At 41.4% G+C, this 25572-nt stretch carries 24 protein-coding genes; 2 read left to right on the top strand and 22 right to left on the bottom strand.

Going from position 1 to position 25572, the window contains the following annotated elements:
• Window positions 1-38 precede the first annotated feature (38 nt).
• From AC1DYB_RS04200 to AC1DYB_RS04150, 11 genes are all read right to left on the bottom strand, one after another.
• A complete protein-coding gene (locus AC1DYB_RS04200; protein ID WP_477432720.1) occupies window positions 39-2531 on the bottom strand; it encodes a histidine kinase dimerization/phosphoacceptor domain -containing protein in 2493 nt (830 codons plus the stop codon).
• 46 nt (window positions 2532-2577) lie between these two features.
• Complete coding sequence (locus AC1DYB_RS04195; protein ID WP_477432718.1) at window positions 2578-4515, bottom strand: sigma-54 dependent transcriptional regulator; 1938 nt, start codon at window positions 4513-4515, stop codon at window positions 2578-2580.
• A 205-nt stretch (window positions 4516-4720) separates the two neighbouring features.
• Window positions 4721-6139: an MFS transporter gene (locus AC1DYB_RS04190; protein ID WP_477432716.1), complete on the bottom strand. Its 1419-nt coding sequence runs from the start codon at window positions 6137-6139 to the stop codon at window positions 4721-4723.
• Between the two features lie 85 nt (window positions 6140-6224).
• The gene (locus tag AC1DYB_RS04185) at window positions 6225-6710 is read right to left on the bottom strand and encodes a DUF302 domain-containing protein (RefSeq protein ID WP_477432714.1); all 486 of its coding nucleotides are present in this window, start codon (window positions 6708-6710) and stop codon (window positions 6225-6227) included.
• A 28-nt stretch (window positions 6711-6738) separates the two neighbouring features.
• Window positions 6739-7233 (bottom strand): DUF302 domain-containing protein, encoded by a 495-nt coding sequence (locus AC1DYB_RS04180; protein WP_477432712.1) that lies wholly within the window; start codon window positions 7231-7233, stop codon window positions 6739-6741.
• A 310-nt stretch (window positions 7234-7543) separates the two neighbouring features.
• Complete coding sequence (locus AC1DYB_RS04175) at window positions 7544-8146, bottom strand: TetR/AcrR family transcriptional regulator (RefSeq protein WP_477432710.1); 603 nt, start codon at window positions 8144-8146, stop codon at window positions 7544-7546.
• Window positions 8147-8207: 61 nt separating this feature from the next.
• Window positions 8208-8633, bottom strand: a complete 426-nt coding sequence (locus tag AC1DYB_RS04170) for a DUF1304 family protein (protein ID WP_477432708.1) — start codon at window positions 8631-8633, stop codon at window positions 8208-8210.
• Between the two features lie 383 nt (window positions 8634-9016).
• Entirely contained in the window at window positions 9017-9892 is an 876-nt protein-coding gene (locus AC1DYB_RS04165; RefSeq protein WP_477432706.1) for an NmrA family NAD(P)-binding protein, read from the bottom strand.
• Between the two features lie 210 nt (window positions 9893-10102).
• On the bottom strand, window positions 10103-10975 hold the full coding sequence (locus AC1DYB_RS04160; RefSeq protein WP_477432703.1) for an NmrA family NAD(P)-binding protein: 873 nt from the start codon (window positions 10973-10975) through the stop codon (window positions 10103-10105).
• A 183-nt stretch (window positions 10976-11158) separates the two neighbouring features.
• Entirely contained in the window at window positions 11159-11524 is a 366-nt protein-coding gene (locus tag AC1DYB_RS04155) for a hypothetical protein (protein WP_477432701.1), read from the bottom strand.
• Window positions 11525-12139: 615 nt separating this feature from the next.
• On the bottom strand, window positions 12140-12577 hold the full coding sequence (locus tag AC1DYB_RS04150; RefSeq protein ID WP_477432699.1) for a DUF983 domain-containing protein: 438 nt from the start codon (window positions 12575-12577) through the stop codon (window positions 12140-12142).
• Between the two features lie 496 nt (window positions 12578-13073).
• Here AC1DYB_RS04150 and AC1DYB_RS04145 point away from each other — a divergent pair, with 496 nt between their 5' ends.
• Both AC1DYB_RS04145 and AC1DYB_RS04140 read left to right on the top strand, forming a co-directional pair.
• Window positions 13074-13517 carry a DinB family protein gene (locus AC1DYB_RS04145; RefSeq protein WP_477432697.1) on the top strand — a complete coding sequence of 148 codons (444 nt, stop codon included), beginning with the start codon at window positions 13074-13076 and terminating at the stop codon, window positions 13515-13517.
• A gap of 3 nt (window positions 13518-13520) precedes the next feature.
• The gene (locus tag AC1DYB_RS04140; RefSeq protein WP_477432695.1) at window positions 13521-16097 is read left to right on the top strand and encodes a BamA/TamA family outer membrane protein; all 2577 of its coding nucleotides are present in this window, start codon (window positions 13521-13523) and stop codon (window positions 16095-16097) included.
• 52 nt (window positions 16098-16149) lie between these two features.
• On the opposite strand, the gene AC1DYB_RS04135 is transcribed toward AC1DYB_RS04140, so the two are convergent.
• The 11 genes from AC1DYB_RS04135 to AC1DYB_RS04085 form a co-directional block, all read right to left on the bottom strand.
• Window positions 16150-16563 (bottom strand): winged helix-turn-helix transcriptional regulator, encoded by a 414-nt coding sequence (locus AC1DYB_RS04135; protein ID WP_477432693.1) that lies wholly within the window; start codon window positions 16561-16563, stop codon window positions 16150-16152.
• A 309-nt stretch (window positions 16564-16872) separates the two neighbouring features.
• Window positions 16873-17679: a class I SAM-dependent methyltransferase gene (locus AC1DYB_RS04130; protein WP_477432691.1), complete on the bottom strand. Its 807-nt coding sequence runs from the start codon at window positions 17677-17679 to the stop codon at window positions 16873-16875.
• A 30-nt stretch (window positions 17680-17709) separates the two neighbouring features.
• The gene (locus AC1DYB_RS04125) at window positions 17710-18366 is read right to left on the bottom strand and encodes a TetR/AcrR family transcriptional regulator (RefSeq protein WP_477432689.1); all 657 of its coding nucleotides are present in this window, start codon (window positions 18364-18366) and stop codon (window positions 17710-17712) included.
• Window positions 18367-18378: 12 nt separating this feature from the next.
• On the bottom strand, window positions 18379-18603 hold the full coding sequence (locus AC1DYB_RS04120; protein ID WP_477432687.1) for a hypothetical protein: 225 nt from the start codon (window positions 18601-18603) through the stop codon (window positions 18379-18381).
• Between the two features lie 210 nt (window positions 18604-18813).
• Complete coding sequence (locus AC1DYB_RS04115) at window positions 18814-19632, bottom strand: alpha/beta fold hydrolase (protein ID WP_477432685.1); 819 nt, start codon at window positions 19630-19632, stop codon at window positions 18814-18816.
• A 49-nt stretch (window positions 19633-19681) separates the two neighbouring features.
• Complete coding sequence (locus AC1DYB_RS04110; RefSeq protein ID WP_477432683.1) at window positions 19682-20218, bottom strand: carboxymuconolactone decarboxylase family protein; 537 nt, start codon at window positions 20216-20218, stop codon at window positions 19682-19684.
• Window positions 20219-20547: 329 nt separating this feature from the next.
• Entirely contained in the window at window positions 20548-21423 is an 876-nt protein-coding gene (locus tag AC1DYB_RS04105; protein WP_477432681.1) for an NmrA family NAD(P)-binding protein, read from the bottom strand.
• Window positions 21424-21532: 109 nt separating this feature from the next.
• A complete protein-coding gene (locus AC1DYB_RS04100; protein WP_477432679.1) occupies window positions 21533-21988 on the bottom strand; it encodes a DinB family protein in 456 nt (151 codons plus the stop codon).
• 86 nt (window positions 21989-22074) lie between these two features.
• Window positions 22075-22950 (bottom strand): NmrA family NAD(P)-binding protein, encoded by an 876-nt coding sequence (locus AC1DYB_RS04095; protein WP_477432677.1) that lies wholly within the window; start codon window positions 22948-22950, stop codon window positions 22075-22077.
• Between the two features lie 194 nt (window positions 22951-23144).
• On the bottom strand, window positions 23145-24692 hold the full coding sequence (locus AC1DYB_RS04090; protein ID WP_477432675.1) for a DHA2 family efflux MFS transporter permease subunit: 1548 nt from the start codon (window positions 24690-24692) through the stop codon (window positions 23145-23147).
• Between the two features lie 100 nt (window positions 24693-24792).
• The gene (locus tag AC1DYB_RS04085; RefSeq protein WP_477432673.1) at window positions 24793-25395 is read right to left on the bottom strand and encodes a TetR/AcrR family transcriptional regulator; all 603 of its coding nucleotides are present in this window, start codon (window positions 25393-25395) and stop codon (window positions 24793-24795) included.
• Between the last annotated feature and the right edge of the window lie 177 nt (window positions 25396-25572).

Here is a 25572-nt window from a genome sequence, read left to right as displayed (position 1 = left end):
ATCACGAAGGATGATAAAATCCCATCCTTCGTGATTATTTAAGACACTTTCTTGAACATTTCTGAATATGCAAACACCAATGTCGCTGTGGTGCCTGAACGATTCTCCAATGTTAGATTGCCATTTAAGTCGTCGGTAAGTCCGCGGACCAGTGTTATTCCGAAAGATTTGGTGTTTAAAGGTTCGAAATTGTCCGGCAAACCTTTTCCATTATCAGCAACGATGAGTGTTACCTCACGTTCGGCTGATTTGAAAAATGATATGGTTATGCGGTGTTGCGCTGCAATCGGAAAGGCATACTTGATCGCATTAGTGACCAATTCGTTTAGGATGAGCCCGACTGGAACAGCAAAACTAACATCAAGCCTTAGCGGCTCAATTTGTTGCTCAAAATAGATCTTGGTCTTCGTTTCATAACTCTCCTGCAGGTAATCTACCACAGTCTTAATGTAGTCGCTCATCTCAATACTGGAAACATTTTCCGAACTGTACAATGTCTGATGTATAAGGGACATGGCCAGGACCCGGTGCTTGCTTTCCATTACCGCCTTCATGGCGGATTCATCCTTAAGGTAATTCGTCTGGGAGTTTAATAAACTCATTACTAACTGGAGGTTATTTTTCACACGATGATGAACCTCTTTTAATAACCACTCTTTTGAAATAAGCAGATCGTCTTTTTCCATAACAACCGTTTCCAATAAATGATTTTTCTTATCGATCTCTTCCTTTTGAAGACTTAATAGTCGATTACTTTTCTGTTTACTTACATACCGGGCAAGAATAAAGAGTATAATGATAAAAAGGCTGGCAAAGCCGATATACATTACCCTGCGCGAAGCTTCAGCCTGTTGTTGTTGAAGCAGATTCCTCGCTTTGTACATTTCCAGATCCTTCTTTTTTTGCAATGTTTGATATTTTACATTCAATTCCTCGTGCTGCAAATTTTTGGATTCAGTGTACATCCTGTCGCGCAGTTCAACGTACTTATACAAGTTCTTCATTGCGTCAAACTTACCTTGTGCTGAATCTATTTTAAATAATGCCCAATAGGCGTCAACCTGGTAAATCCATTCCGGTCCATGCCCTTTTTGCTTGGATAAATATTTTGAGATATAAAACTTGGCTTTTTGATAATTATGATTGTGAATGTAAAAGTTTCCAATCAGACTGTATATATATCCCCTCGCCCGGTTACCTTCGGAAACGTCGTTAATTTTCGTAAGTGCTTCGGCACTCAGGTAGTATTTTTCCGCAAGCTTATATTGCCCAAGATCTTCATAACAAGTACCAAATACAATATAAAGATCCTCTCGCTGAACAGTATTGCTGGGTGGGTAATTCTTCAACATACTTTTCAACATTTGAAGGAGCTTTTTACTCCCGCCGAGGCCGTAAATGATATAATCTGGATTGCCAAAAAGTCTATAAAGACTTGCATCGCCACCATATTTTGTAAACTCGGCCAGGGCTTTGTTATACCAGACATTACTTTCAGCGATATGGTTTCCTGCTACAGAATTGGCACTGCCAACCCGTGTATAAAAAAATGGCAATCCAACGCTATCTCTTGTCGCCTCAGCCGTTTTAACCGTTTCCAACGCAATGGCCAATTCCTGGGGATAATCTGCTTTTATAGAGGCGAGGAAACTTAACAGGTCGGTTGTGTAGTGCGTATATGGAAATTTAATCGCCCGTTGAATCTCGAGGGCCTTCAAAACAGCATCAGACGTTTTATCCAGTTTTCCTGACGCAAAATTTAGATAGCCGATATTTTGCAAAATATTGACCTGGCTTATCGCATCATTTAATTCCTGGTAAATTTTCAGTGCAGACTCGAGAAAACCAACGCGCAACGGCGACGTGGTCGGTAAAAAAGGATAGTATGTTCCTTCATAAGTCAGCGCTTTAGCTAAAATCCTCTTATCGGCTTTGAGCGTTTTATTTTCCGTTACTAATTTGAAGTACTGTAGCGCAGAAATGGTATCGCCCTTTTTTAAAAAGCATTTCCCGGTTAAAATAAGACAATGAGCGGTCAGATTTGTTAAGTGTTGCGAGGACAATTCAGCCCTGGCCAGATTGAGAATTTTAATGGCCTGATCATTTTTAGGTGTATTGAGCCCAGGGCTGAATGCAAGATAAGCGCCCAGCAAAAATAAATTTTGAGCACGAAACTTGCCTGTTTGAAATTGGATTTTCTTTTCAAAATTGACATGACTACCGCGATCCATCCATTTCAGATCTACCTGAAAATAGCCGGGATCAATATCTTCTAATATAATTGGTATCCTGCTTATACCGCTATATTTACTGGCGAACACGAGGGAACTATCCAAATCTACCCTGGCATCCTTAACAACAGTTATAAAGCCAGAACAAAGTTGCATCCTCAGTGAGTTTCTCGCAATCTGAACCTGATCATCCTGTCCATAAGCAATGACCGATTTACATAATAAAGCAAATAAAAGGAATAAGCTACACCTCCATTTTCTAATACGGTTTAATTTTTCTTTGCCGAAAGACCTTTGCATACGTGGTTGAGATTAGTGTGACTTTTACCTATATTATTTCCTCCGATTAATGTGTCTCATCATGAAAATAATGCCACCCGATTCCCAGCTTTTTCATTTTATATCGTAAAGTAGCTACTGGAATTTGAAGAATTTCCGCTGCGCCCCCGTGGCCGGCTATTTTCCCTTTACAATTCTTAATCACTGCCATAATGTGCGTTTTCTCCACTTCATCAATACTTTTAAAACCTATTGCTGGAGGCAAGGGGGTAATCGGAGCATCAAGCTTTTCAGTCGGAATATGAAGCCCGGAAATAATACTTCCCTTTGACATGATTGCAAATCGCTCGATCAGATGTTTTAATTCCCTGACATTTCCCGGCCAGGAGTAATCCATAAATTTTTGCAGCATTTCTGAGTCCAGCATTTTTTCCGTTTCCCCTGTGGTTTTTGCATGTTCGCGTAGAAAATAATTAACAAGTACCGGAATGTCCTCCTTTCGTTCACGTAGAGAAGGAACAAGTATTGGGAATACATTCAACCGGTAATAAAGGTCAATTCTAAAAAAGCCCAGAGCGACCTCTTTTTCCAAATTGCGGTTAGTAGCTGCGATGATTCTGATATCGATCTTGATCGTCTGATGTCCACCTAAACGTTCAATTTCTTTTTCCTGGATAACCCTCAAAAGTTTTGATTGCACATCCATTGGCAGTTCTCCGATCTCATCAAGAAAAACGGTTCCCCCTTGAGCTTGCTCAAATTTCCCGATCCTCCGCTCGGCTGCACCAGTAAAAGCGCCACGCTCATGACCAAAAAGTTCAGATTCAACCATTGTCTCAGGAATAGCGGCGCAATTAATTTTGATGATGGGCTTATTTTTTCGTGGAGATAACTGGTGAATGATGTTTACAATCCCTTCCTTTCCAGCACCGGTCTCCCCCAAAACTAAAACTGAAGTTTCGTGTTGCGCTACCTGGACAGCTTGATCAAGGGCATAAAGTAGTCTCGGGCTTTTTCCAATGATTTGCGAGGTTAGCGGCCTTAAGGATGTAAGATCAGAAACCTGACCTGAACTAGATTTATGTTTGGTTTTGGAAGCAAGTTCTTGAATATGCTTGACGAATAAATTAAGTTCCGGGAGCAAGCTGATGATCAATTTAGTATGCTCATAATTGAAGGCAGCCAATGAAGAACTAAAAAACGACATGTATGTCGCGGTTTCTTTCGTTCCACTCGGACGAACGGTTAATTCCGATTTTATGTTAAAAGTCGAAACAAGTTGTTTCATGATTTTCCCATTCCGACTATTACTCTCAAAATCAACGTCGTCCCGATAAAAAATCTGCTGTCCTGGCGGATAGGAACGCCGAAATTCAATATGATCTCTTACGGAAGCTGGCTGACCTAAAGAATCAATGATGTCAATGGCTTCGTATTGATCGAAACTTATACGATTAAAACCTAATAGTGGTATAGTTAGTGAATTAAGATCAACCAGAACAAACTCAAACGGCAGGAATGGCTGAAAAGCTTTAATGCCCTGCCTAAGTTTTTCCTCAGGGGCCACCTGTTTTATACAGATTTCCGAAAGAAGATTAGTTATCCAATTGGCGTGACGTTCCAAAAGGTCCCTTCTAAACTGATTACGGTAGGTAGCAATTTCAAGCGCAATCAAAATATCTTTCTTTCGAAAAGGCTTGACAAGAAATCCATCCGGCTGCGTTTGTTTAGCTTCAATGAATGTAGAATTATTGGAATTAGCTGAAAGATATATGAAAGGTATGTTCCTGGACATAATTTGCCTGGCAAGGTCTATTCCAGTCGGGGCGCCTTGTAACAAAATGTCTATAATAATGATGTCCGGTGCTTTGCTATTGATCAATTCTAATGCGCGCGCAACTGACCTTGCTATGCCACAAACTAAATAACCCTCATTTTCAAGAATTGAACGAAGGTCGTTAGCTTCAATGAATTGATCTTCAACAATTAAAATATTTTCTTTCATTTACTGCGGCTTAAAAGACGGAATACCGGATTTCATAATCAAATATCAAGTTACATAAAATATGATCGCTGAAATAATTTAAATTAACTCACTTTCAACGTCACCCAACAGCTGAAAAGCTTATGAATATTCGACAACGCATAGCAACAATTCCAGATGTGACAGGTTTGTTTTACCCTGTCCAGCAGACCCATTATTACAAAGTTTATTCGCCATTATGAACCGCGGAAGCAGCTCTGCCAGGCATAATAATTAATAGTGCAGACATAATAGCCAGAGTGGCCAGCTCACAAAAGCCCGCTGCTTTAAATGCATACACGTAATGGGCTGCATCACTGTATTTTCCCATTGCACTGAAGAATACGCCTCCTATTAGTGAAACTCCAAGCGCGGATGAAGTCTGTTGAAAGGTCGAGTATAATCCTGATGCAGCCCCTGCAAACTCTGAAGGGACGCTTTTTAAGGTGATGTTCAGGGTTGACGGAATGGTCACCCCCATACCGGCGCCGTGAATAAACAAAACTAAAGCAATAAAGGCTTGAGAATGAAAGCCGAAAGAGAAAAAATAAAGTTGCAGTCCAATAGATGCAAATAGGAATAGAACACCAGTTAATACAACTTTCTTTCCATACCGGCTGATTAGTTTACCGGAATACAGGGATGAGATCGTACTGCCTATGCCGAAAACGACGAATAGCTTTCCGGCCTGAAATGGGTTGTAGTGAAAACCATTTTGAAACAGCAGGGTGCTGATGAGTAAATAAGCATTGTGAAAAACAAAAAGGCAAAAAACACATAGTAAGCCTATATTAAAATCTTTAAATTTTAAGAGGTCTGTATTTATTAAGGGAGACTCGCCTTTACGGCGTTTACTGTTTTGGTTTTTGAAAAAAAAGTAGAACAGCCCCGCTGAAATTAGTAAGATGGTCCAACTCCACCATGGCCAGCCATATTCGCGGCCCTGAATCAATGGTATGATCAGGCAAAACAAGGAGATCGTTAGTATGACGACGCCGGAAATGTCAAATTTATTGGATGCGTTGGCATCTGTTTCTTTAAGGTATTTTATGGCACCAAGTGATGCAATAATTCCAAGGGGAAGATTGATGAAAAAGATCAATCGCCATCCCGGCATGAAAAAATGGAAATAAGTAAGAAAACCTCCGAGAAACTGTCCCGCAATACTGGCAACTCCTAAAGTAAACCCGAACCAGCCCACTGCTTTTGACCGGGCTTTCGGATCTACAAATAAAACCTGGATGAAAGACAGTGTTTGCGGAACCATAAGCGCCGCGCTGACGCCCTGGAAAAACCGGGCGATGTTCAATTCTAAAGGCGAATTGGACAGTCCGCACCAGCAAGAAGTCGCTGTGAAGAGCAACATGCCCAGTAAATAAATCCTTTTTCTGCCAAAATGGTCACCGAGCCTGCCGCCGGTGATTAAGAATGCGGCATAACCCAGCAAATAACTGGCGATTACCAACTGCACTTCGCTCTCCGTCGCATGAATACCCTGGCGAATGGCAGGGATCGCTATATTGATAATAAATACATCAATGACGGAAAGTAGCGGGGCAAATAAAACGATAAACAGGGCGATCCATCTTGATTTATTTTCTTGCATATTATTAGTAACTCAGTAAAAAAAACAGGTATGGGGCACTGTTTTGCAGTTCCGGCATACCTGGCTATTGGTACTTCCCTTGCTGTTAGGATAAAATCTGTGAAGAGTGAGTGATTAGCTTTTGAAGCTTCTCATCCAGCCCCAGACCAATTGCCTGCACCTTTTCATCGAACAAATGAAAATAAGTAGATGGTTTGTCGTACTCTACAAATACCTCTTTTGCATCGGTCTCATAAACGATCATACGGAATGGCGCATATAAAGCTACACCGATACTCATTTTGATGAGGTTGCCGGCCATCAGCGGGTTTCCCCATGCATATTGCTTCACGCGATAGGTTCCCCCTTGAAGGCGAAGCATTTGTCCAGGATCTCCTGTCGGAAACATATACATATTTTCCATTCCCGCCTTTGCTTTAATGGTCTCGATCGTGCCTTCGGGATCAGTATCTACCGATTCATCACTAGGCACTAAAAAGCGTCCGATAGCAGCTTCGAAATTCTTAGTAAAGTTCTCAAATGTTGAGTCAACTTTTTGGGTCACTTTTGTGACTAAAAATGTTCTTTCCATAAATAAAGTAGTATAAATGATGATATAATTAACAGAAATCTGTGTTTCCTAAATCCGCATAAATGATCAGATCATAAAGCTTTTTATCCAGCCCCAGTCCTACCGCGCCTACTTTGTCACCAAATTGGCTGAAGAACGAAGATGGCTGATCATATTCTACAGTTAAGGGGCGGCCTTTTTCCTGGTACACAATTACCCTAATTGGTGCATAAAGCCCTGCGGCGATATTGATCTTAGTCATTGATCCCGCTACAAGTGGATTACCAATACTGTAAACAAAAGACTTCGCGTCAATACCATTAAGTTTTAATACCTGTCCATGATCCAAACGAGAAAAGACCATCAAACCTTCACGCCCCGACATGGCTTCCATTTTGGCCGTGGCTCCCTCCGGGTCTGCATCAATTTCCAGCAGAACGGGTTCATCAAACTTGCCTGCTGCTGATTCCAGGTTTTTTGTGAACTCGTCAAATGTTGAAATAAGTTCAAGCACTACATGCTTGATTGAATTAATTTTTTCCATTTTGGTTAATGTTTATGCTTGAATTTTGATCTTCCATTATTTTAAATTAATCCATAAAAATGCCATTATATAAAATACTATTGTATAGACAGTTACCACATTGAAATCATACAATCTTTACTGTATTTCGCATTTGAACCGATTTAATTACTTTATTCAGTAGCATTTTCCGGCAAAATCTTTAAATGATTAGCAGACGCATCACTAAGTTTTTATTTAGCATCTCATTATGCGGCCGACAATACAAACGGCGTTACAAAGAAGAAAACAGTTCCGATCAGAGAATATCATCGGGATTATATGAACACGTTTATTCCTCTATTTGACTAATAATATTTTCTACTGTGACAAGAACGAAATTAATTGACATAGGATCGTCAGTGGTCCTAGCGACCATCAAGCCACCTTCAACAATGGAGATGATCGAAAACGCTATTCGCCCGATGGCAGCATCTTTTTTGAATTCGCCGGTTGCTATCCCACCTTCAATCTGCAGCTCCAGCTTCCGTTGCCACTGCTGAAAAGCAAGGGCTGCCTTTTTCTTTAGCAGCGGATGGGTGTCGTCCGTTTCAAAGGCAGTGTTCCGTATAGAACGGCCACTTTTCATGAAAAGTCCTTGTGTAATCTTGACATAGACCTTAGCGTAGCCCATCAGGCGTCCGTGATAGGTATAAGCATCACTGATCTCATCTTCGTATAGCTGAAATATTAGCCTACAGCTATAATCGAAAGCGGCAAGGGCTATTTCTTCTTTGTTCTCAAAATTCCCGTAGATACAACCCTTGCTAAGGCCGGTAACAGCTATTATATCAGCGAGTGTAGTAGCCGAGTATCCTTTAATATTAAATAGGTCTGATGCCTTTTCAATGATAAACGCTTTTGTCCGGTCTGCTTTTGAAATCCTATTTTTCATTGTAGCGCTTATATTAACTTCGCGTGGTAACCTTGAATCATCCCATTTACCTAGACCACTATTAAGATTCACTTTGAGCTATACGGAAATAAGGAAGTACTTTAGAGAAGGTAACCGCCGCTGACACTCCCTGAATCAAAGCTAATAGATACGCTTTCGTACTAAAAGCCAAGACAATTCCCGCGCCCGTTCCAGCAAAACAAAGGAACAAGATGAGTGTGTAACCCACGGTAAATTTCCCTTTTCCAACAAAATAAAGTCCAGCGATACCGCTGATTGCCAGAAATAAATTATAAAACCCCTGGTTGACAAAAAGATTTTTTAACGTTGTTGCTTGTGTAGCATCATCGAGGCTCACTGGATTATTAAGAAGTGTAATGAGTGTCTGATAGACTAATGGGTTCATCCATATTATCGCCTCAAGCAGAAAAAACATGAGGTGAACAATAATGACGAAAATGACCAAGATTTTAACAGTAAGTTTCATACAACACATTTAAATAGCTAATTATACATTTTTACCTTATCCCAATATATGTTCCCGCCTGAATGCGAAATGCTTCTTACGCAATCTAACCGCCGGCCCATCTAAGATAATTCTGAATACTCGAAGTTCTAACCTAACAAAATGACAGTGAAGTTTTCTTCCTGTCCGCCCTAAGTCATAAAATCGTTAAAAGTTAACGCGGTGTTTAGTCTAAGGGGATCAATTAGTTTAACATTAACAATTGCTTTTCTCACGATATCAATTGTAATATGAAGGCGAAGCTCTTAACGTATGCTTCGCCTTTTAGATATTTAAATCATAAGCGACCTGCTAATGTTATGCTGGAAACCACCCTTTATAAACTTTTAAGCCTTTGCTTATGATTACATCAATATTTCCTTATTTTTTATAATAAAATCCATCATACTAATTGGTTTTTTCCCGGTAATCTCTTCCACATTATTGTTTGTGCCGGAGAAATAGCCGTCCAACACGTCTTGTGAAATCGCCAAAACGTGTTGAGTGAAATAATCGTTCCCCATCATGGCTGTTCTAACCGTAGGCTCAAATGCTGGAATGTCTACCGGGTAATAAGTGATTTTTCTTCCAACTACCTCCGAAACCATATCTGCAATTTGATACTGGGTTAATTCTTCCAGGCCGAACAGTTGATAACTCTTCCCGGTGTGCGGCGCCGGATTAGCTAAGATCTGCGCGATTACCCGGCCCTGGTCTTCACCAGTAATCGGTGCATAAGCAACATCACCAAAAGGATATGAAATCGCATTCTGAGTTTTTATAGAACGATTTGAATATAAAAGCCATTCTGCGAACAGCGTTGGTTTCAAATGAGTTACAGGAACGCCCGACTGGTTAAAAACATTTTCAGCAATCCAGTGATTCTGGGCGGCATGACTAACGGATGCACGCCTTGCAGGCGCCTGCGACATATTGACAATGGCCTCAACGCCTTCCTCCAATGCAGCCTGTGCAAAATAAGCAGTCGATTCAATGATGCCTGGTACCTGAACGGGGTACAAATAGTAAGCTGCCCGAACGTTATGTAACACCTCGCTAATCCGGTTGAAATCTGACAGATCTCCTTCGACAACTTCCACCCCCTTCGCTTCCAGTTCTTTAGAACGGCCGTCTAGTTGGTGAACGAGCGCCCGTACCGGTATGCCTAGTTTAAGCAAATTGGCAATAGCATGTTTACCGGTAACACCTGTGGCACCGGTTATTAAAACTTTTTTCTCCATGATTCATAATTTAATATTCACTATAATTTACAAATGGTCTTATTCAATACCATAGGGTCCAAAATTGTGACGACCTCATAGCTAAGTATACAAGACAGGTTTCCTCAAAACATCTTGACTATATATTCCAAATCATAACTGTTATTCTTTATTCGCATATAAGAATAATGAATGGCCGTCGTTGTCTGTCCCATTGATCATCAAGTTCGCTTATTCGAAATGACTGCGATTCTTACGGATAAAATCTATAATCGCCATCGGTTTCTGACCGGTGATCACTTCAACATTGTCATTTAAACCTTCTAATAATCCGTCCCGAAAATCTTGTGCGATTGCAGACAGGTGCTGAACAGTATAAGGAATAAAACCGTTCGCTTTTAAAACTTCAGCGAAAGCCTCTATTTCCAGAGGAACGTAAGTGATCTTTCTTTTCAGCACTTCCGATAGTATATCTGCAATATCTGATTGCGTCAATTCTACAGGTCCGAACAGTGGATAGGTCTGACCTTCATGCCCTTCAGGATTAGCTAGTATGGAAGCAACGACGCGGCCAATGTCTTCCCCCGCGATCGATCCGTATCGGGCATCGCCTAATCCAGATAATATTCTATTGTTTGCCTTGATATCTGCGGCAAAATACATCAACCATTCCTGAAATAATGTTGGACGCAAATGTGTTACCGGAACTCCCGATCGGTCAAACAAACGTTCCGCGATCCAATGCCCCTGAGCAGCATGACTTGCCGCTTCCCGCCTTGCGGTACGCTGTGACATATTCACGACGAGACTTAACTTCTCTTCCTGGGCAGCCTGGGCGAAGTAAGCACTCGCTTCCAATAAACCGGCTGATTGCACAGGATAAACAAAATATGCCTTTGAAATTCCTTTCATAGCTGCACTCACCGCGTTAAAATCTGTAAGGTCTCCTGCGATTACCTCTACCCCCTGAGCTGCCAGCGCTTCAGAACGTTCGTCAAACTTGTGCACCAACGCCCGTACCGGAATATTAAGTTCAATTAGTTTTTTAATTGCACTGCTTCCTGTAGCGCCTGTAGCTCCTGTAATTAATACTTTATTTTCCATGATTAATATTTATATTAGATCTGAACATCATTTTAGCATCTTCTGCTGACCATAATGCCAGTGTGTAATTAAAAAGTAAGCTTTTGCTGATATAAATCAGATGGACAGTATGATCAAAATTGCCTATTTGATCTTTGGTCCTGAACTGCAGCTAAAATTCTGTCAAAAGACCCGATAATGCTTTTAAGCATCAGCTTCGTCTGTCAAAAGAAAACGAAGCGGGCTGATCGGCGCCAGTTCGACAAATTGGAAGTTCATCATTCCTGCTACGCCCAGTGGAAGTTTTTCCAGCAGTTCGTGCGCTTCTTCAACGGTTTTCACATTCATGACAAACACAGCGCCGCTGATATCGGGTTTTACCCACCAGAACTCAATAGCTCCGGTCAGGTAAAGGCGGAGTGTGGCAGGCACTTCCTTGATCATTACCGGAATTCGGGCTTGCATGTCCATTCCTTTTTCATTGAATGTACCGATCGCAAGGATCTTCGATGTGGCAATTGACAGATCAGGTAATTTTACCGCTTCCGTGGTGTTCGATTCGTTGTTCATATTGATATTGATTTTGATTTTTAATGAATTATTTCGTTTTAATTCAGAATAATTTGCTTTTTATTCTGATCCCTATCTTACGTTGGAAGACAATCTTAATGCCATGCACTAACTCATTACTATTGAGCGCCTTCCACGATAAGGGCTGTTATTTCGTTACTATATTTCGTAAAAGAACTTTTTTTGTAACCGGTTTTCAATTGGTAACTGAAAATGTTTTTTAGACCGTCTAAAAAGAAACCTTTGCTTTGTTTAGTAATCATGATCAAAAATATCAATTCCGATTGCATTTTGCAACTGGTTTTAAATTTAGGATTTTGAGATGACTAACAGGCGGATACCACCCCTTAAATAAGAATACCTGTCTGAACTTTTTACTTGGAGAAGAATGTGTAGAACTGGCGCTTTTGGTGTTTTATTAAAAGTAACTATTGCCTTTAGGATTCTCGAAATAAGCAGCACATGCTGACGAATCTTCCACATAAAATCGTAAATGGATGATGTTTATTATTAGTAGCGGCAGCAATCACAATCGAATGCATGCCCCTCCCGCTACTTCCATACTTGTCGGATTACAATGACTGCAGGATGAAAAAGCAGCTGAAACGGACTATTTCAAGTGGAAATACTTTCATCTTCCCTTTTGCTTTCTGTACGGCTGGCGCTCAATGCAGCGACGTAGTGTATGCCCGGCGTTAACCAAAATAGCAGCACAACCCTTGAATATCTGAAATTGAATGGTGAGAGTAAAATAGAAACCGTTAGAATGATAACTGTATATAGCCATGGATTGTCACTTCCTGAAAATACAGAGACGATAATGGCTATTGTAACCATCTGTGCGACGTTGAAGGCGTAGCTTAGCAGCATTGCGACATAAAAATAACCAGGTTCAACTTCAAATGTCAGGGCGCAATGGGGACAGGTATTATTCATATGTTGTCCATGAAAACCATACATGCTGTTTGAGAACATATCTCCGCGACGGCAGCGCGGGCACTTGGCATGAATAAAAGCGGGCCAAACCGATATCTTTAAAGAATTTTCTTCCATAATCTTGAATGTTAAGGGTGAATCATAATGTAATAGCAGTTGCCAAACCCGTTCGCGAAACTAATGCCATACCTTATGACCATGTAAATCAATCATTTATAGCATTTCATCATAAAAAAAGATGCGATATTTCGTTAAAGCACAGCTCAAAAAACGGATCGGAATAAACTTTACAATTGAAAACTCAAGATTCGTCTGCCCACCTTATGGGAAGACTTTGCTGTCAACAAGATGTTTTATCGCAGTATTTATTGCAGATAAACGAAATACCGTAGCAAGTAAACACCTGCAATTTTATAAGTATTTGATTTTTAAATAAATAAATAATGGCATGTTATTAGGAATTAGAAACCCGTTGCCTGTAAACTACATTCAGCCTTCTTAAGTACAGGTCTGATGAGAACAATTATCTTTTGGGGCCGTGAATCTAAGCACTTTAGTTAAATAAGATGGGCGGGCTAAGATAAGAGCACAATTTACCATCAACTATAAATTAATGAACGAGTACTTCAATATTCTAAGACACAAGCGGTCAGAATTCCTTGACATGACATCAAGGCTAACCACAGCCCAGTACAACTTTATTCCCGAGGGATTTAATAATAATGTAATCTGGAACATGGGTCATGTCGTAACAGTCAGTAATCGCCGACTGGAACGGGAAAACGGCTTTGCGCCAGCAGGACACAAAATCAATCTTGATCTTTTCGCACGGGGAACAAAACCCACATTCGATTTTGATGACCTTGAAATAAAGGAGATTAGGCAAGAATTAATTCATTCGGTTGATGTATATAATGAAAAAGCAAAATCCACCAGTCAGGGGATGACAGGCACCGTTGCCAGTTCATTGGAATTCTTGGTGTTCCATGATAACTACCATTATCTCCGCGTTGCTGAACTCATAAAAGCGTTGACAAATTATTCCTCAGTTATTTGATCTATGAAACTTTACAAGTTTAGTCTTTTTATTTTTTTAACAGTCGTCTTTCAAGAGGCATTGTGTCAGGGCCATACAGGTTCGACAGTTACGACGATAACGGATAGCGTTACGGTTAGGGTGCACGCCAAGTATAACGATGTTGGTAAGCTCCACCGGATGCTATTCGGCGAGAACTACCGGAAGGACTGGTCTTCACCCGTAAAACTTCCTGTGATCAGGCTTTCCGAACTTTATGGTGGTTTAAAACCTATACGGGAAGGTGGCGGAATGGAATCTAAAGCACTGCGGTTGGAGGATGCTTCAGGCAAGGAATGGGTGTTGCGTAGCGTGGAAAAAACACCGGACAAACTACTGCCGGATAATTTGCAGGGAACTTTTGTTGTCGATTGGGTCAGTGATGAGCTTAGTGGCCAGCACCCTTTTTCTGCGTTGATTGTTCCACCCCTTGCTCAGGCCGCAAGGGTTCCGCACGCTGAACCCGTAATCGGCGTCATTGCCGCAGATACCCTGCTGGGCAAATACAATAAGCTATTCACCGGCATGGTTTGTTTACTGGAACAGCGCGAGCCTGCGGGCCCGTCCGAGAATTCACAAAAAATGGAGCATGACCTGGTCAAAAACAACAACAACCGTTTAGATGCCGAACTCTTTCTTCGCGCCCGCATGCTGGACTTATTGATTGGGGATTGGGATAGGCATGAAGATCAATGGCGTTGGAAAGTGAATAAAACAGGCAATGGCAAGGAATACGCTGCAGTACCTCGTGATCGTGACCAGGTATTTCATGTGACCCAGGGGCTGTTCCCATCAATCGCGTCACTTCCTTGGCTGGACCCATCTTTAGAAAATTTTGATGGGAATATTCCAAGTGTTAAGTATTCCCTATTTAAAACCCGGTTTTTAAAGAATTTTTCAGATCCTCAATTCTCCTATAAAGAATGGATGCGATTGGTGAATGAGTTCGTACTGGCTGAGACCGACGATGTTTTAGAGGCAGCATTAAGACGCCTTCCTGTTGAAAACTACCGCTTAAGACATGATATGCTTATTACCAAGCTTAAAAAACGCCGTGACAATATTCCCGATGCTATGTCGCGCTACTACATGTTCATCAATCGTATCGTAGATATCCGGACTACAGACAATAGTGAACAGATAACTGTAACCAGCGTATCTGCTAAAGCACTGCGGGTAAGAATACAAAAAATAGATGAAGCCGGGCAAATTGCCGGTTCGTTGCTGGACCGCGTTTTTGATCCTGATACTACTCGGGAACTCCGAATATATCTTGCCGGCGGGAATGACCATATTGTAATTGACAACAAAAATTCTCCGGTCAAAATGCGTTTCGTTGACAGTACTGGCAGAAAGACTTATGACATCAGAAATTCACCGGGACGTCTGCCTGTCTATGGATTTCGTGAAGATAAGAACTTTGCAAATTCTGATCGCAGGGTCCGTAATTTAACTAAAAAGGATACCGTAGCCGGAAAATTCGTACCGACAAATCTTTATAACATCTGGATGCCGCTGGCAACTGCTGCCGGTAATGCAGATGATGGTTTTCTGCTGGGTGTAGGTGTTAGATACACGGGGGTCGACGGTTTCCGAAAAGTTCCCTATTCTACACGTCAGTCGCTTCTCATCACTCATTCATTCAGTACGGAAGCATTTAGGTTAAAATATAATGGTGAATGGTTGCAAGCGGCTGGCAAAGCCGACCTGCTTCTCCAGGCCTATTTACAGGCGCCTGATAATACGATGAATTTCTTTGGCAAAGGAAACAATACCTCCTTGGATAAAGCGGGCGATTTTCACAGATTTTACCGTGCCAGGTTCGATCTTTACCAACTGGATGCTGCTTTGCGCTGGCACCTCGGCGCAAACACAGCGATTACTGCCGGCCCATCTTTTCAGTTTTATCATACCGCTCCGAATGCTAATGTCGGCCGGTTTATAAATCAACCCGCTTTAATACATAATTATGACAGCGTTTCGGTTAACCAGGACAAAGCTCATCTTGGTATTACAATAAGATTAGAAGGTGACAAAAGGAATGATAAGCTGTTACCGACCAGCGGCTACCAGTTCTCTTTAAAACTTCAAGAATTTACCGCACTGAATTCTTATTCAAAATCGTTTTTTCAGTTTTTACCTGAATTTACTTACTACCAGAAGATAAATAGAGCAGGCACAGTAATTTTATATAACCGAATAGGTGGTGGGCTGACTGTTGGAAAGCCCTCATATTATCAATCCTTATTTTTAGGAGGGCAAGGCAACTTATTGGGTTACTTGCAAAATCGTTTTGCCGGGCAGAGTATCTTGTATAATAACCTGCAACTTAGAGTAAAAGTTGCGGATATTGCCAGTTATATCATTCCTGGGCAAATTGGACTTACAGGTTTTTACGATACTGGTCGGGTGTGGATAAGCGGGGAACATTCAGATTCATGGCACCAGGGTACCGGAGGCGGTATCTACTTCGCGCCGGCAGGTTTAACCGTTTTGCAGCTCCTGGCTGGCCATTCAAGCGAAGGATGGTATCCATACATTGCGTTAAATTTCAGATTGTAGTTTTTCGCTACCTTACACTGCTCTGCGTATTTATTGCGAAGAGGTAAGATTTTTAGGCTGTAAGATGATCTTTGATCAACCGATGGCGTAGTCTTTCGCCCGCCTGATCATCAAGCGCGATCTCTACCGCCGGTTTATAGCGTTCTTTGTTTACCGGTTCATATTTTAAACTCCATGCTATTGATTCAACAATAAGCGGCAATAAATCAATGCTTTTGTGTGTTAATCTGTACCTTGTTTTCCGTTTATTCGCCGGATCTGCCTGTTTAGTGATAAGACCATCTATCTCCAGCTTTTGTAGGCGTTTTGAAAGTATATTTGACGCGACCTTTTCTTCTGATAAAAGTAGTTCTTTGAAATATTGTTTATTCTCAAATATAAGATCCCTCAAAATAAGCAATGCCCACTTGTCACCAATAGCCTCTACTAGGAGGTTTACCGGTGAAAACGATCTGTGATTTTCCATTTCTTTAATTTTAGTTAACGGCTAAATGCCTATTTTTCATTCGAACAGGTTATACTTCCCCACAGTATAATACGTAGTGGAGATTACTGAGAAGCAGATAGAAGATATTTTCTGTTGCTATTACCTATATGTTTTGATCCGGCAGATTGGAAGGTCAACAAAATACCGTCTAAAAAATAAGTGGGATTGAACCCAATTTTTTGCCGGGTTTGTCATTGAAGATTAAATATTAAAAAAATGGGGCTAACCTATCAATAAAACGCCAAGCAGAACTTAAAATCGAAGTCCTGTCTGGCTATGTTTTAAATATTACTTAGTTGCTTCAAAGACAAGCGTATAAAGTGGTGATTGCGTCGGCCTATCTCCCAATTGTTTGACCAGCTCATCGGTTAAAGCAGCTTCTATCTTCGGTATAAGAGATGGATCCTGCTGTTTGATGATCATAAATACAGGTAATCCCTGGATAAAGCCTTTTGCCGCTAACGAGGCCTGATCGATCTCTCCGATCAAGTGAACCCCATCAACTTTGGTATTTTCAAAACCTGTGCTTTTCATCAATTCTAAGATATTTTTCTCGTCTTGCATGGAAAAAGGGCCAGGGGTCTGCCTGATCGGATCAATTCCAAGAAAAGATTTAAGTGTATCAGCGCCAATTTTCCAGATACCGTTTTCATTAAGGTCGCCCCAAACACTGTAAATCAGTTTTCCACCTTTTTTAAGCACTCTGTTGATTTCCTGCAAAGCCCTCTCGTGATCAGGCACCAACATAAGGCCAAACTGGCAAACGACCAGATCAAAAGATTCATCCCCATAAGGAATGTTCAACATATCAACGGTTTGCCAGGCGATGTTATCACCTTGTATTTTTGATTTGGCAACCTGCAGCATGTCGGGATTCAGGTCGCTGGCAATTATCTGCGTAGTTACTGGCAATTTATCCAGCAAATGGCGGGTCAATCGCCCGGTTCCGCTTGCTAATTCGAGTACCCTGTGGATCTCATTACCGCCGATTCTCCCTGCCAGTTCTGCTGCATAGCCTTCAAATAGGAACGGTCCCAGGTAATCCTCATAATTTTGAGGAACTGACCCATTAAATGTTGTGACGTCTTGTTTCATAAGAATTAATTTTATTTTTTTGTGATGATATTAAATCGCTATTTGCAAATATTCAGTGTTAGTGGGCTTATCAATTCCGCAGAATAATCCGATGTTATCTGTTAAAACCGACAGATATTCATTCTCAGTTAAGGCGGCATGGTTTAACCTCAAGGAAGTTAATCCATGGACAAATGCCCAAAGGAGATAAGCGTTTTTGTGTATGGTCTGCTCATCCAAATCACAATTCACCTGCAGGCGTCCGATTATTTTACCTACAAGATCGAGGACGGGTTTGATTTCTGAAAGATGGGAACTGATCGCAGCTGTTTCTGCCCCAACACCAAGCATCAGCCGGTATAGTGACGTGTAATTTTGCGTGAAGGTCCAGTAAGCCAGCCAAACCTTTTTTAGTTCTTGCTCAGGGGAAAGTAAATCTGACTGGGCCATGATCATCGTTTGAACCAAACGTCGAAAACCAAGAGTGGAAAGTTCCGCTATTATGGCTTTTTTATTTTGAAAATATTGATAAATGACCGGTGCAGTCGCATGGATCATCATGCTTATTCTACGCATGCTAAGCGCTTGCAAACCATCCGTTAAGCAGATATTCATCGCTGAATCAATTATTTTCCTGCGCATACGACCATCGTTGCTGGTTGGTCTCAGATCCGATTTCTTTGCTCGTATTTCACTTCCGGTTTTCATATCGATAAAAATTTAGGCGCTGAAATCAAGCATTGCTGCTTCTGATATGCTGAGTGACCAGCCCGATTTGTCTGAAAGACCTTGCTGTTTGGCCAGCTCATACTGGTCGTGCAGTGTTTGCCAGTCTTCTGCTTCGATACTGATATGTCGCTGCCTGCTATTTTCGGTCGATGCTGTAAATGCTGATGACATTCTTTTGCTTTGATCGAAATTGTCGCCGTTTTCAAGTTCCTTCATTTCTCCAATTGTTTTAGTTGATGTCTTAACCGCTTTCACAAACCAAAGCTAAATAAAAACCAGTTGCAAAACAAAATCAGAATATTTATTTGTTATTTCAATGACAATCCAACAAATCAAACAGCTTGTTTTAGCTAAAATGCCTTATCCGTGGGGATAAGGCATTTTAGATTTCTTTAGATCAATCTTTCTGGCGATTTGATGTGGCTATTATGCTTTGATAAAGCTCAATAAGTCAGCATTAATTGTTGCCGCTTCAGTGGTCGGCATGCCATGAGGAAATCCAGGGTAGGTGATCAATGATCCATTTTCCAGTAATTTAATTGCCTTTTGGCCGGATATCGGGAAAGGGACGATTTGGTCATCCTCACCATGCATTACCAGTACAGGAATATTTACACTTTTCAGGTCGTCCGAAAAATCGGTCTCTGAAAAGGCTTCAATGCAATCATATTGCGCTTTTATACCACCCATCATAGCCTGCCGCCACCAATTATCCCGAACTCCCTGCGATATTTTTGCCCCTTCGCGGTTGTACCCAAAGAAAGGAATCGAGAAATCCTGGAAATATTCCTGCCTGCGTGTAGCGGTGTTCAGGCGGATATCGTCAAATATTGCCAGTGGCGCACCAACAGGGTTGCTTTCAGTCTGCAGCATTATCGGTGTAACCGAGCTGATCAGTACTGCTTTTGCGACTCTTTCTTTTCCATATTTTGCGACATAACGGATCACTTCTCCACCTCCTGTAGAGTGGCCAATGTGGATCGCATTTCTAAGATCAAGAAATGAGGTCAGTTCGGCCACATCTGCCGCGTAGGTATCCATGTCGTTGCCTGAGGCCGTTTGCGCGGATCTGCCATGTCCCCTGCGGTCATGAGCAATAACACGGAAACCTTTTTCAATAAAAAACATCATTTGCGCGTCCCAATCGTCGCTTGACAATGGCCAGCCGTGGTGAAAAAACAGGGGTTGACCTGATCCCCAGTCTTTGTAATAGATTTCAGTTCCGTCTTTAACTGTAATTTTCATGATTTTAAGGTTGTTTAAGTATTCGATTTATTAAGTGAGTAGGCAATCTTCAGATTTCCTGCGCCGGCGGATAATCAATAGGTATCTGCGTTAAGCGGTAAACATAATTAGTTAAACTCATGACCATGATTAAAGCGATCAGGTCAATTACAGCTGCTTCCTGGTAACCCAGATTGAAAAATCTTTCAAGCAAATCCTCTGAAACGGCGCCTTTGTTATCAATGACCGACTTAATGACCAAGTATAGCACCTGCCATTTAATGTCTGAAAAGGTGCCCTTTCTAATTTGAAGCGTATCTTCCTCAGTCCAGCCAACTTTAATTGCTGACCGCGTATGAGAAGCCAAGCAATAATGACAGCCGTTTATTTGAGAGACAATGAGGTAAATAGCTTCCCTTTCTTTGGCATGGAAAGTGCCCCTGCTTTGCTCTGCTGTAAATTGGGCGTAGGAATTTAACGTATTTGGCGAATAGCCAATGGTTGCATAAAGATTCGGAATAAATCCCAGCGTTTTTTGAAATTGTTGATAGACATCTTTCAATGCTGATGGGACTTCGTTATAAGTTGGTACGTCAAATGGAAGCATACTTTAGTTGTTGTGGCCTGTGTTCATTTCAGACGGGAATACGGTAGCCACAACAATGCCAAATTGTATTATATTGATTATGAAACAGTTATATACTTTTTAACGCTAAAACCTTATGTAATATCGTAATTCCACTAAAAAAAATCGAAATGAAGCTGTTTAGCATCTGATAGGCCGCTTTTAAATGGCGTAGGCAATCACAGCAAAGCAATGGTTGATATTTTAAATTGCTCCTGGTACAGCTATATCAGCGAAAAGGGCGAAGCACATTGTAGTGCTTCGCCCCTGAAAAAGTGCCCGGGATCCCGAGATCATTTGCGGACCTTTCGTTACACCAAGGCCGCTTTATATTTCACGATGAAATCCATCATGCTCATTGGTTTTTGACCGGTAATGTCCTCGACGTAAGAATTGGTTCCCGAGAAATAACCGTCACGACAATCCTGGGCTACGGCTAAGATATGTTGCGTAAAATAGTCGTTCCCTTTCATCGCAGTTCTTAAGATCGGTTCAAATTCAGGGATTTCCACAGGTTTATAGGTGATTTTACGTCCGATCACTTCTGATACCATATCGGCTATTTCATACTGAGTCAGTTCCTCCAGGCCATACAGCGGATAGGTTTTACCGGCGTGCGGTGCCGGATTAGCCAGGATAGAAGCGATAACACGACCCTGATCTTCACCTGTGATAGGAGCGTAAGCGATATCGCCGAAAGGATATATCAATGCATCCTGAGTTTTGATGGAACGAATGGAATATAAAAGCCACTCAGCGAAAAATGTAGGTTTCAAATGTGTTACCGGAATACCGAATTTGTCAAATACTCTCTCTGCTACCCAGTGGTTTTGAGAGCCGTGGCTTATCGAGGTCCTCCTTGCAGGAACTTGTGACATGTTTACGATGGCTTCGACTCCATTCTCAATGGCGGCCTGCGCAAAATAAGCGGTTGATTCAATAATACCGGGAACCTGAATTGGGAAAAGGTAGTAAGCTGCCCGTATGTCCTTTAATACATCACCTAACTTGTTAAAGTCGGATAAGTCGCCTTCAACTACTTCAACTCCCTGTGCTTCCAACGCTTCTGAACGTTCGTCCAGGCGATGAACTAAAGCCCTTACAGGAATGTCCATTTTCAAAAGATTAGCAATTGCATGTTTTCCGGTAACACCAGTGGCACCGGTTATTAAAACTTTTTTTTTCATGAATTCTGTTTTATTGTTCTTGATAATAGGCCGGCAATGCCTGGTGACAATTGCCAGCTCAGTTATGCCCCACTATTTCGGGAGCTTTATTTGATACTCATCAACTATTTTATATTACTAATTGGATGAGTCGCTCTATCTTATAATAATGAATTTGCTCGTGAAATAATAAGAACTGCATACGTTCTTCGCTTATGATTGGAACGATGCTGTTTGAGTTGGTACCCGTTTCCTCAGTTGCCTCCCCGATACCCATTGTTTTCTTATAAAATCGCGCTGTTTGCATTAGGGAATGACGAATAAGAAAGATTTCATCGTCGTCTACAACATCTTCAGGCTTTGTTCCTCTTTGAAATCGTGGCTTTATCCATTCCGGGGCAGGGCGTTGAAATGGGGAATCTTTGTACAAAATATTTTCACTGACAACAAGTAAATGCCCCATATTCCAAATGATATTATTGCTATCACCAGAGGGTACCAAATTGTATTGATGTTCAGTTAAATATTCCGTACGGTCCAGCAATAGTTTTCTATTCTCTTCCAGTTTGTTAAGATATTGAAGCATGATGAAATTAACGAGTTTTTTAGCCTGGTGAAAATGACGCCGCTCCGAAGTAACTCGCGCGGCATCAACTTATTCCCCACAAATGTTTAAGCGAATGCAGCTTTGTTTTTAATGATATAATCCACCATTTGCAGTGGTTTTTCCCCTGTTAATTCTTCAACAAGGTTGTTCATTCCCGCTTCTCGGCCATCCTTCAGGTCCTGACCAAGGGAAGTGACGTGCTGAATGAAATAAGGGCTGGCATTGAGGAATTTCTTAAGTATACCAACAAAGGTTTCAGTGTCAATAGGAACATAAGTAATTTTCCTTTCCAAAACACTGGTGAAAATCTCTGCCGCCTCGGCCATGCCTATTATTTTAGGGCCAAAAAGATCATAACGTTGTCCTGCATGTGGTTCGGGATTTGCCAATACGGCAGCAGCAACACGACCGATATCCTCGGTTGCAATCGGCGCGAACTTAGCGTCGCCAAAAGGTAAGTAATATTTGCTCTCAGATTTGATGATCATTGCCTGGTACATAAACCATTCTGCAAAAAGTGTTGGACGAAGGTGGGTAACCGGCACCGGTGAACGATCGAAAATACGCTCGGCGATCCAATGATTTTGTGCACCGTGACTTTTTACATTACGGTTGGCACCAAATTGGGAAAGATTAACGATGGCTTCTACGTCGTTTTCGATAGCTGCCTGTGCAAAGTATGCCGTCGCATCTAGTATTCCGGCTTCGCGAATAGTATAAACAAAAAATGCACTTTTTATATCTTTCATTGCGCGACTGAGCGAATCCAGATCAGTAAGATCGCCCTCAACTATTTCCACCCCCAGGTTGCTCAAAGCAGCAGATCGGTCGTCAATCTTGCGAACTAAGGCTCTAACAGAAATGCCCTTTTCCAGCAGATTTTTTATGACATGCCCACCTGTGTTACCTGTACCACCGGTTACTAAAACTTTGTTCTTCATGATTTTTTAGTTTATTAAATAATTATTTTAATTCGATTCCGACCAACACTTCTCCAAGATGATGCCGGTATGTATTTTATTTATATTCAGATATTTACATGTTTATTTGTCATGAAATATTACTTTATTTCATATTTAAACCGACATGTTACGCTATTTCATTTTCGTGCAAAGCACAATCATGCCGGTCAATCTCAGTGATCTGATATTATTTGCCCGGGAACAGGTTTTTTAGCTTTCAGTACAAACAATAAAAGCGGTAAAGCCAGCAGGAAAAGCAACCCAATCAACATATAACTGTCCAGGTAGCTCATTAGCGTAGATTGCCTTACAATTGTCAAATCCAATAACTTCATAGCTTTAAGTTTCGCGTCCTGCAAGCCTATTCCATGTTTGAGAAAGTTAGCAGTGTAAGCGTTGAGCCTTTCGGTTACCCTTGGGTTTGTTTGGGTAATGTTTGTGATCAAATCTACCCTGTGTGAAGCTATACGTTGAAATGAGTAGGTATTGATGATAGAGATTCCGAATGATCCTCCCAATTGCCGCATCATATTATTTAATGCAGCACCCTGGGGCACATCTTTCGGTTCCAGTGAGGATATGGCCAAAGCCGTTAAAGGCACGGTTAAAAAAGCGAGCCCGAGGGCGCGAAATACGAGGGTAAAAGTTATTTCCGATGCCGGGGATTCGAGGGTTATCTGGGCCATCCGCCAGTTAAAGTAAATAAAACAAAAGAAACCAACTGCAATAATTGCTACCGCCGGGACACCGGATTGAAGTAACTTTCCTGACATGATCAGGCCAACAATAGCTAAAAGGGCTCCGGGCAATAACAACAAACCAGTTTGGGATGGTGTAAAGCCTAATAAACGTTGAGCAACAACCGGCGTTAAAAAAACAGATGTAAAAAGGCCGATTCCAGTTACAAAAGTCAGGATTGCGGCGATGCTCAACGTTTTGCTTTTTAACACCCTCAGGTTTACTACCGGATAATCAATTTTGAGCTCCCAAATAATAAATGCGACTAATGATATAATGGCAATTACAGTGAACCAGACGATGTAACCAGTTGCAAACCAATCTTCGGTTTCGCCTCTTTCCAAAACCGTTTGCAAAGTACTTACCCCAATGGCAAGTAAAGCGATTCCGGTCCAGTCGATTCTCTTGACGACAACTTTAATGGATGCTTCTGTTAATAAAAAATAACAGGATATGGCTGCAAAAATTCCTATTGGGATGTTGATGTAAAATATCCATGGCCATGAAATATGTTCCGTAATAAACCCACCCAATGTTGGACCTATAGTAGGGCCGAGAAATACACCTACTCCAAATAACGCGCTGGCTATACCTTGTTTCTCTTTAGGGAATAATTCAAAAACAACCGCCTGGGATACTGATAATAAGGCACCTCCTCCCAAACCCTGCAAAAAGCGGAACAAGACCAGGGTCCAAAGGCTCTCCGCCTGCCCGCACATGAGTGAACACAAAGTGAACATGATGATAGAACCGATGTAATAGTTACGCCGCCCAAGTTTAGCTGTCAGGAAACTGGTCATGGGTATAATGATCACATTGGCAATCGCATAGGAAGTAATAACCCAGGAAGTATCTTCCAGCGTTGCGCCCAGGTTACCGCTCATATAAGAGAGCGCAACGTTAACAATGGACGTATCAATTAATTCCATGATCGCAGCGAGGATCACGGTAAAGATGAGGAGCTTTCTTTGAAATGGAGTCATTTTTATACCAATCGGTATTTTAAAGTAAATGGGTTGTTATTAATTATATCTTACAGCGTTTTTAATAATATACCGTTCGGTATATTATTGCTTAAAAAATTTAAATTTTAATTTGCCCGATAATAATTGATGCGGTATTCATCACCTGATCGAGGTTAGCCTGGCTATCGGTAACTTTGGAGATCATTACCCCGCCCTCAATCAGCGCAATGATGGAAAGGGCAATCCTGTTATAATCGGTATCTGGTTTAAATTCACCAGCGGCAATACCTTTCTTGATATATTCCTGAATTCCATTTTTCAACCGATTTACTGCCTTTGCAGCTCTTTCCTTTAATAACTTATTGGTATCATCGGCCTCTACGGCAGTATTCAGCAGCGGGCATCCGCCTCTTGGAAACGCGCCTCTGGTAAAGCGGTCATAAACTTCGACATAGGCAATCAGCTTATCGTGATAATTTGCCGCCTTGTTAACCCGGTCTTGTATAGCCTTGCTTACTTTACTCGAATTATAATCAAATACAGCGAGGGCAACAGCTTCTTTGTTTTCAAAATTTCCGTAGATGCTGCCTTTAGTCAGCTTAGTTGCTTCAGTAATATCGGACATAGATGTTCCGGCGAAACCCTTCATATTGAAGATGTCCGCTGTCGTCTCGATGATAAACTGCCTGGTGCGCTCAGCTTTCGACGGGTTACTTTCCATGGTGCAAATATACCAATTGGTATTATATATTTTTATGTAAATTCACTTTCTTTGTCACTGCAAAGCAAAATTGTACGACACTCCCTCGATTCAGACCAACTGCCGAAAACCTGTTATCGTAATCCGAATGTTGATTTACGATATATCGCCTAATAAATATCTGTGATTTATTATAAT

The sequence above is a fragment of the Mucilaginibacter sp. P2_A4 genome (assembly GCF_056405015.1).
This window is presented reverse-complemented; position numbering and strand designations above follow the sequence as displayed.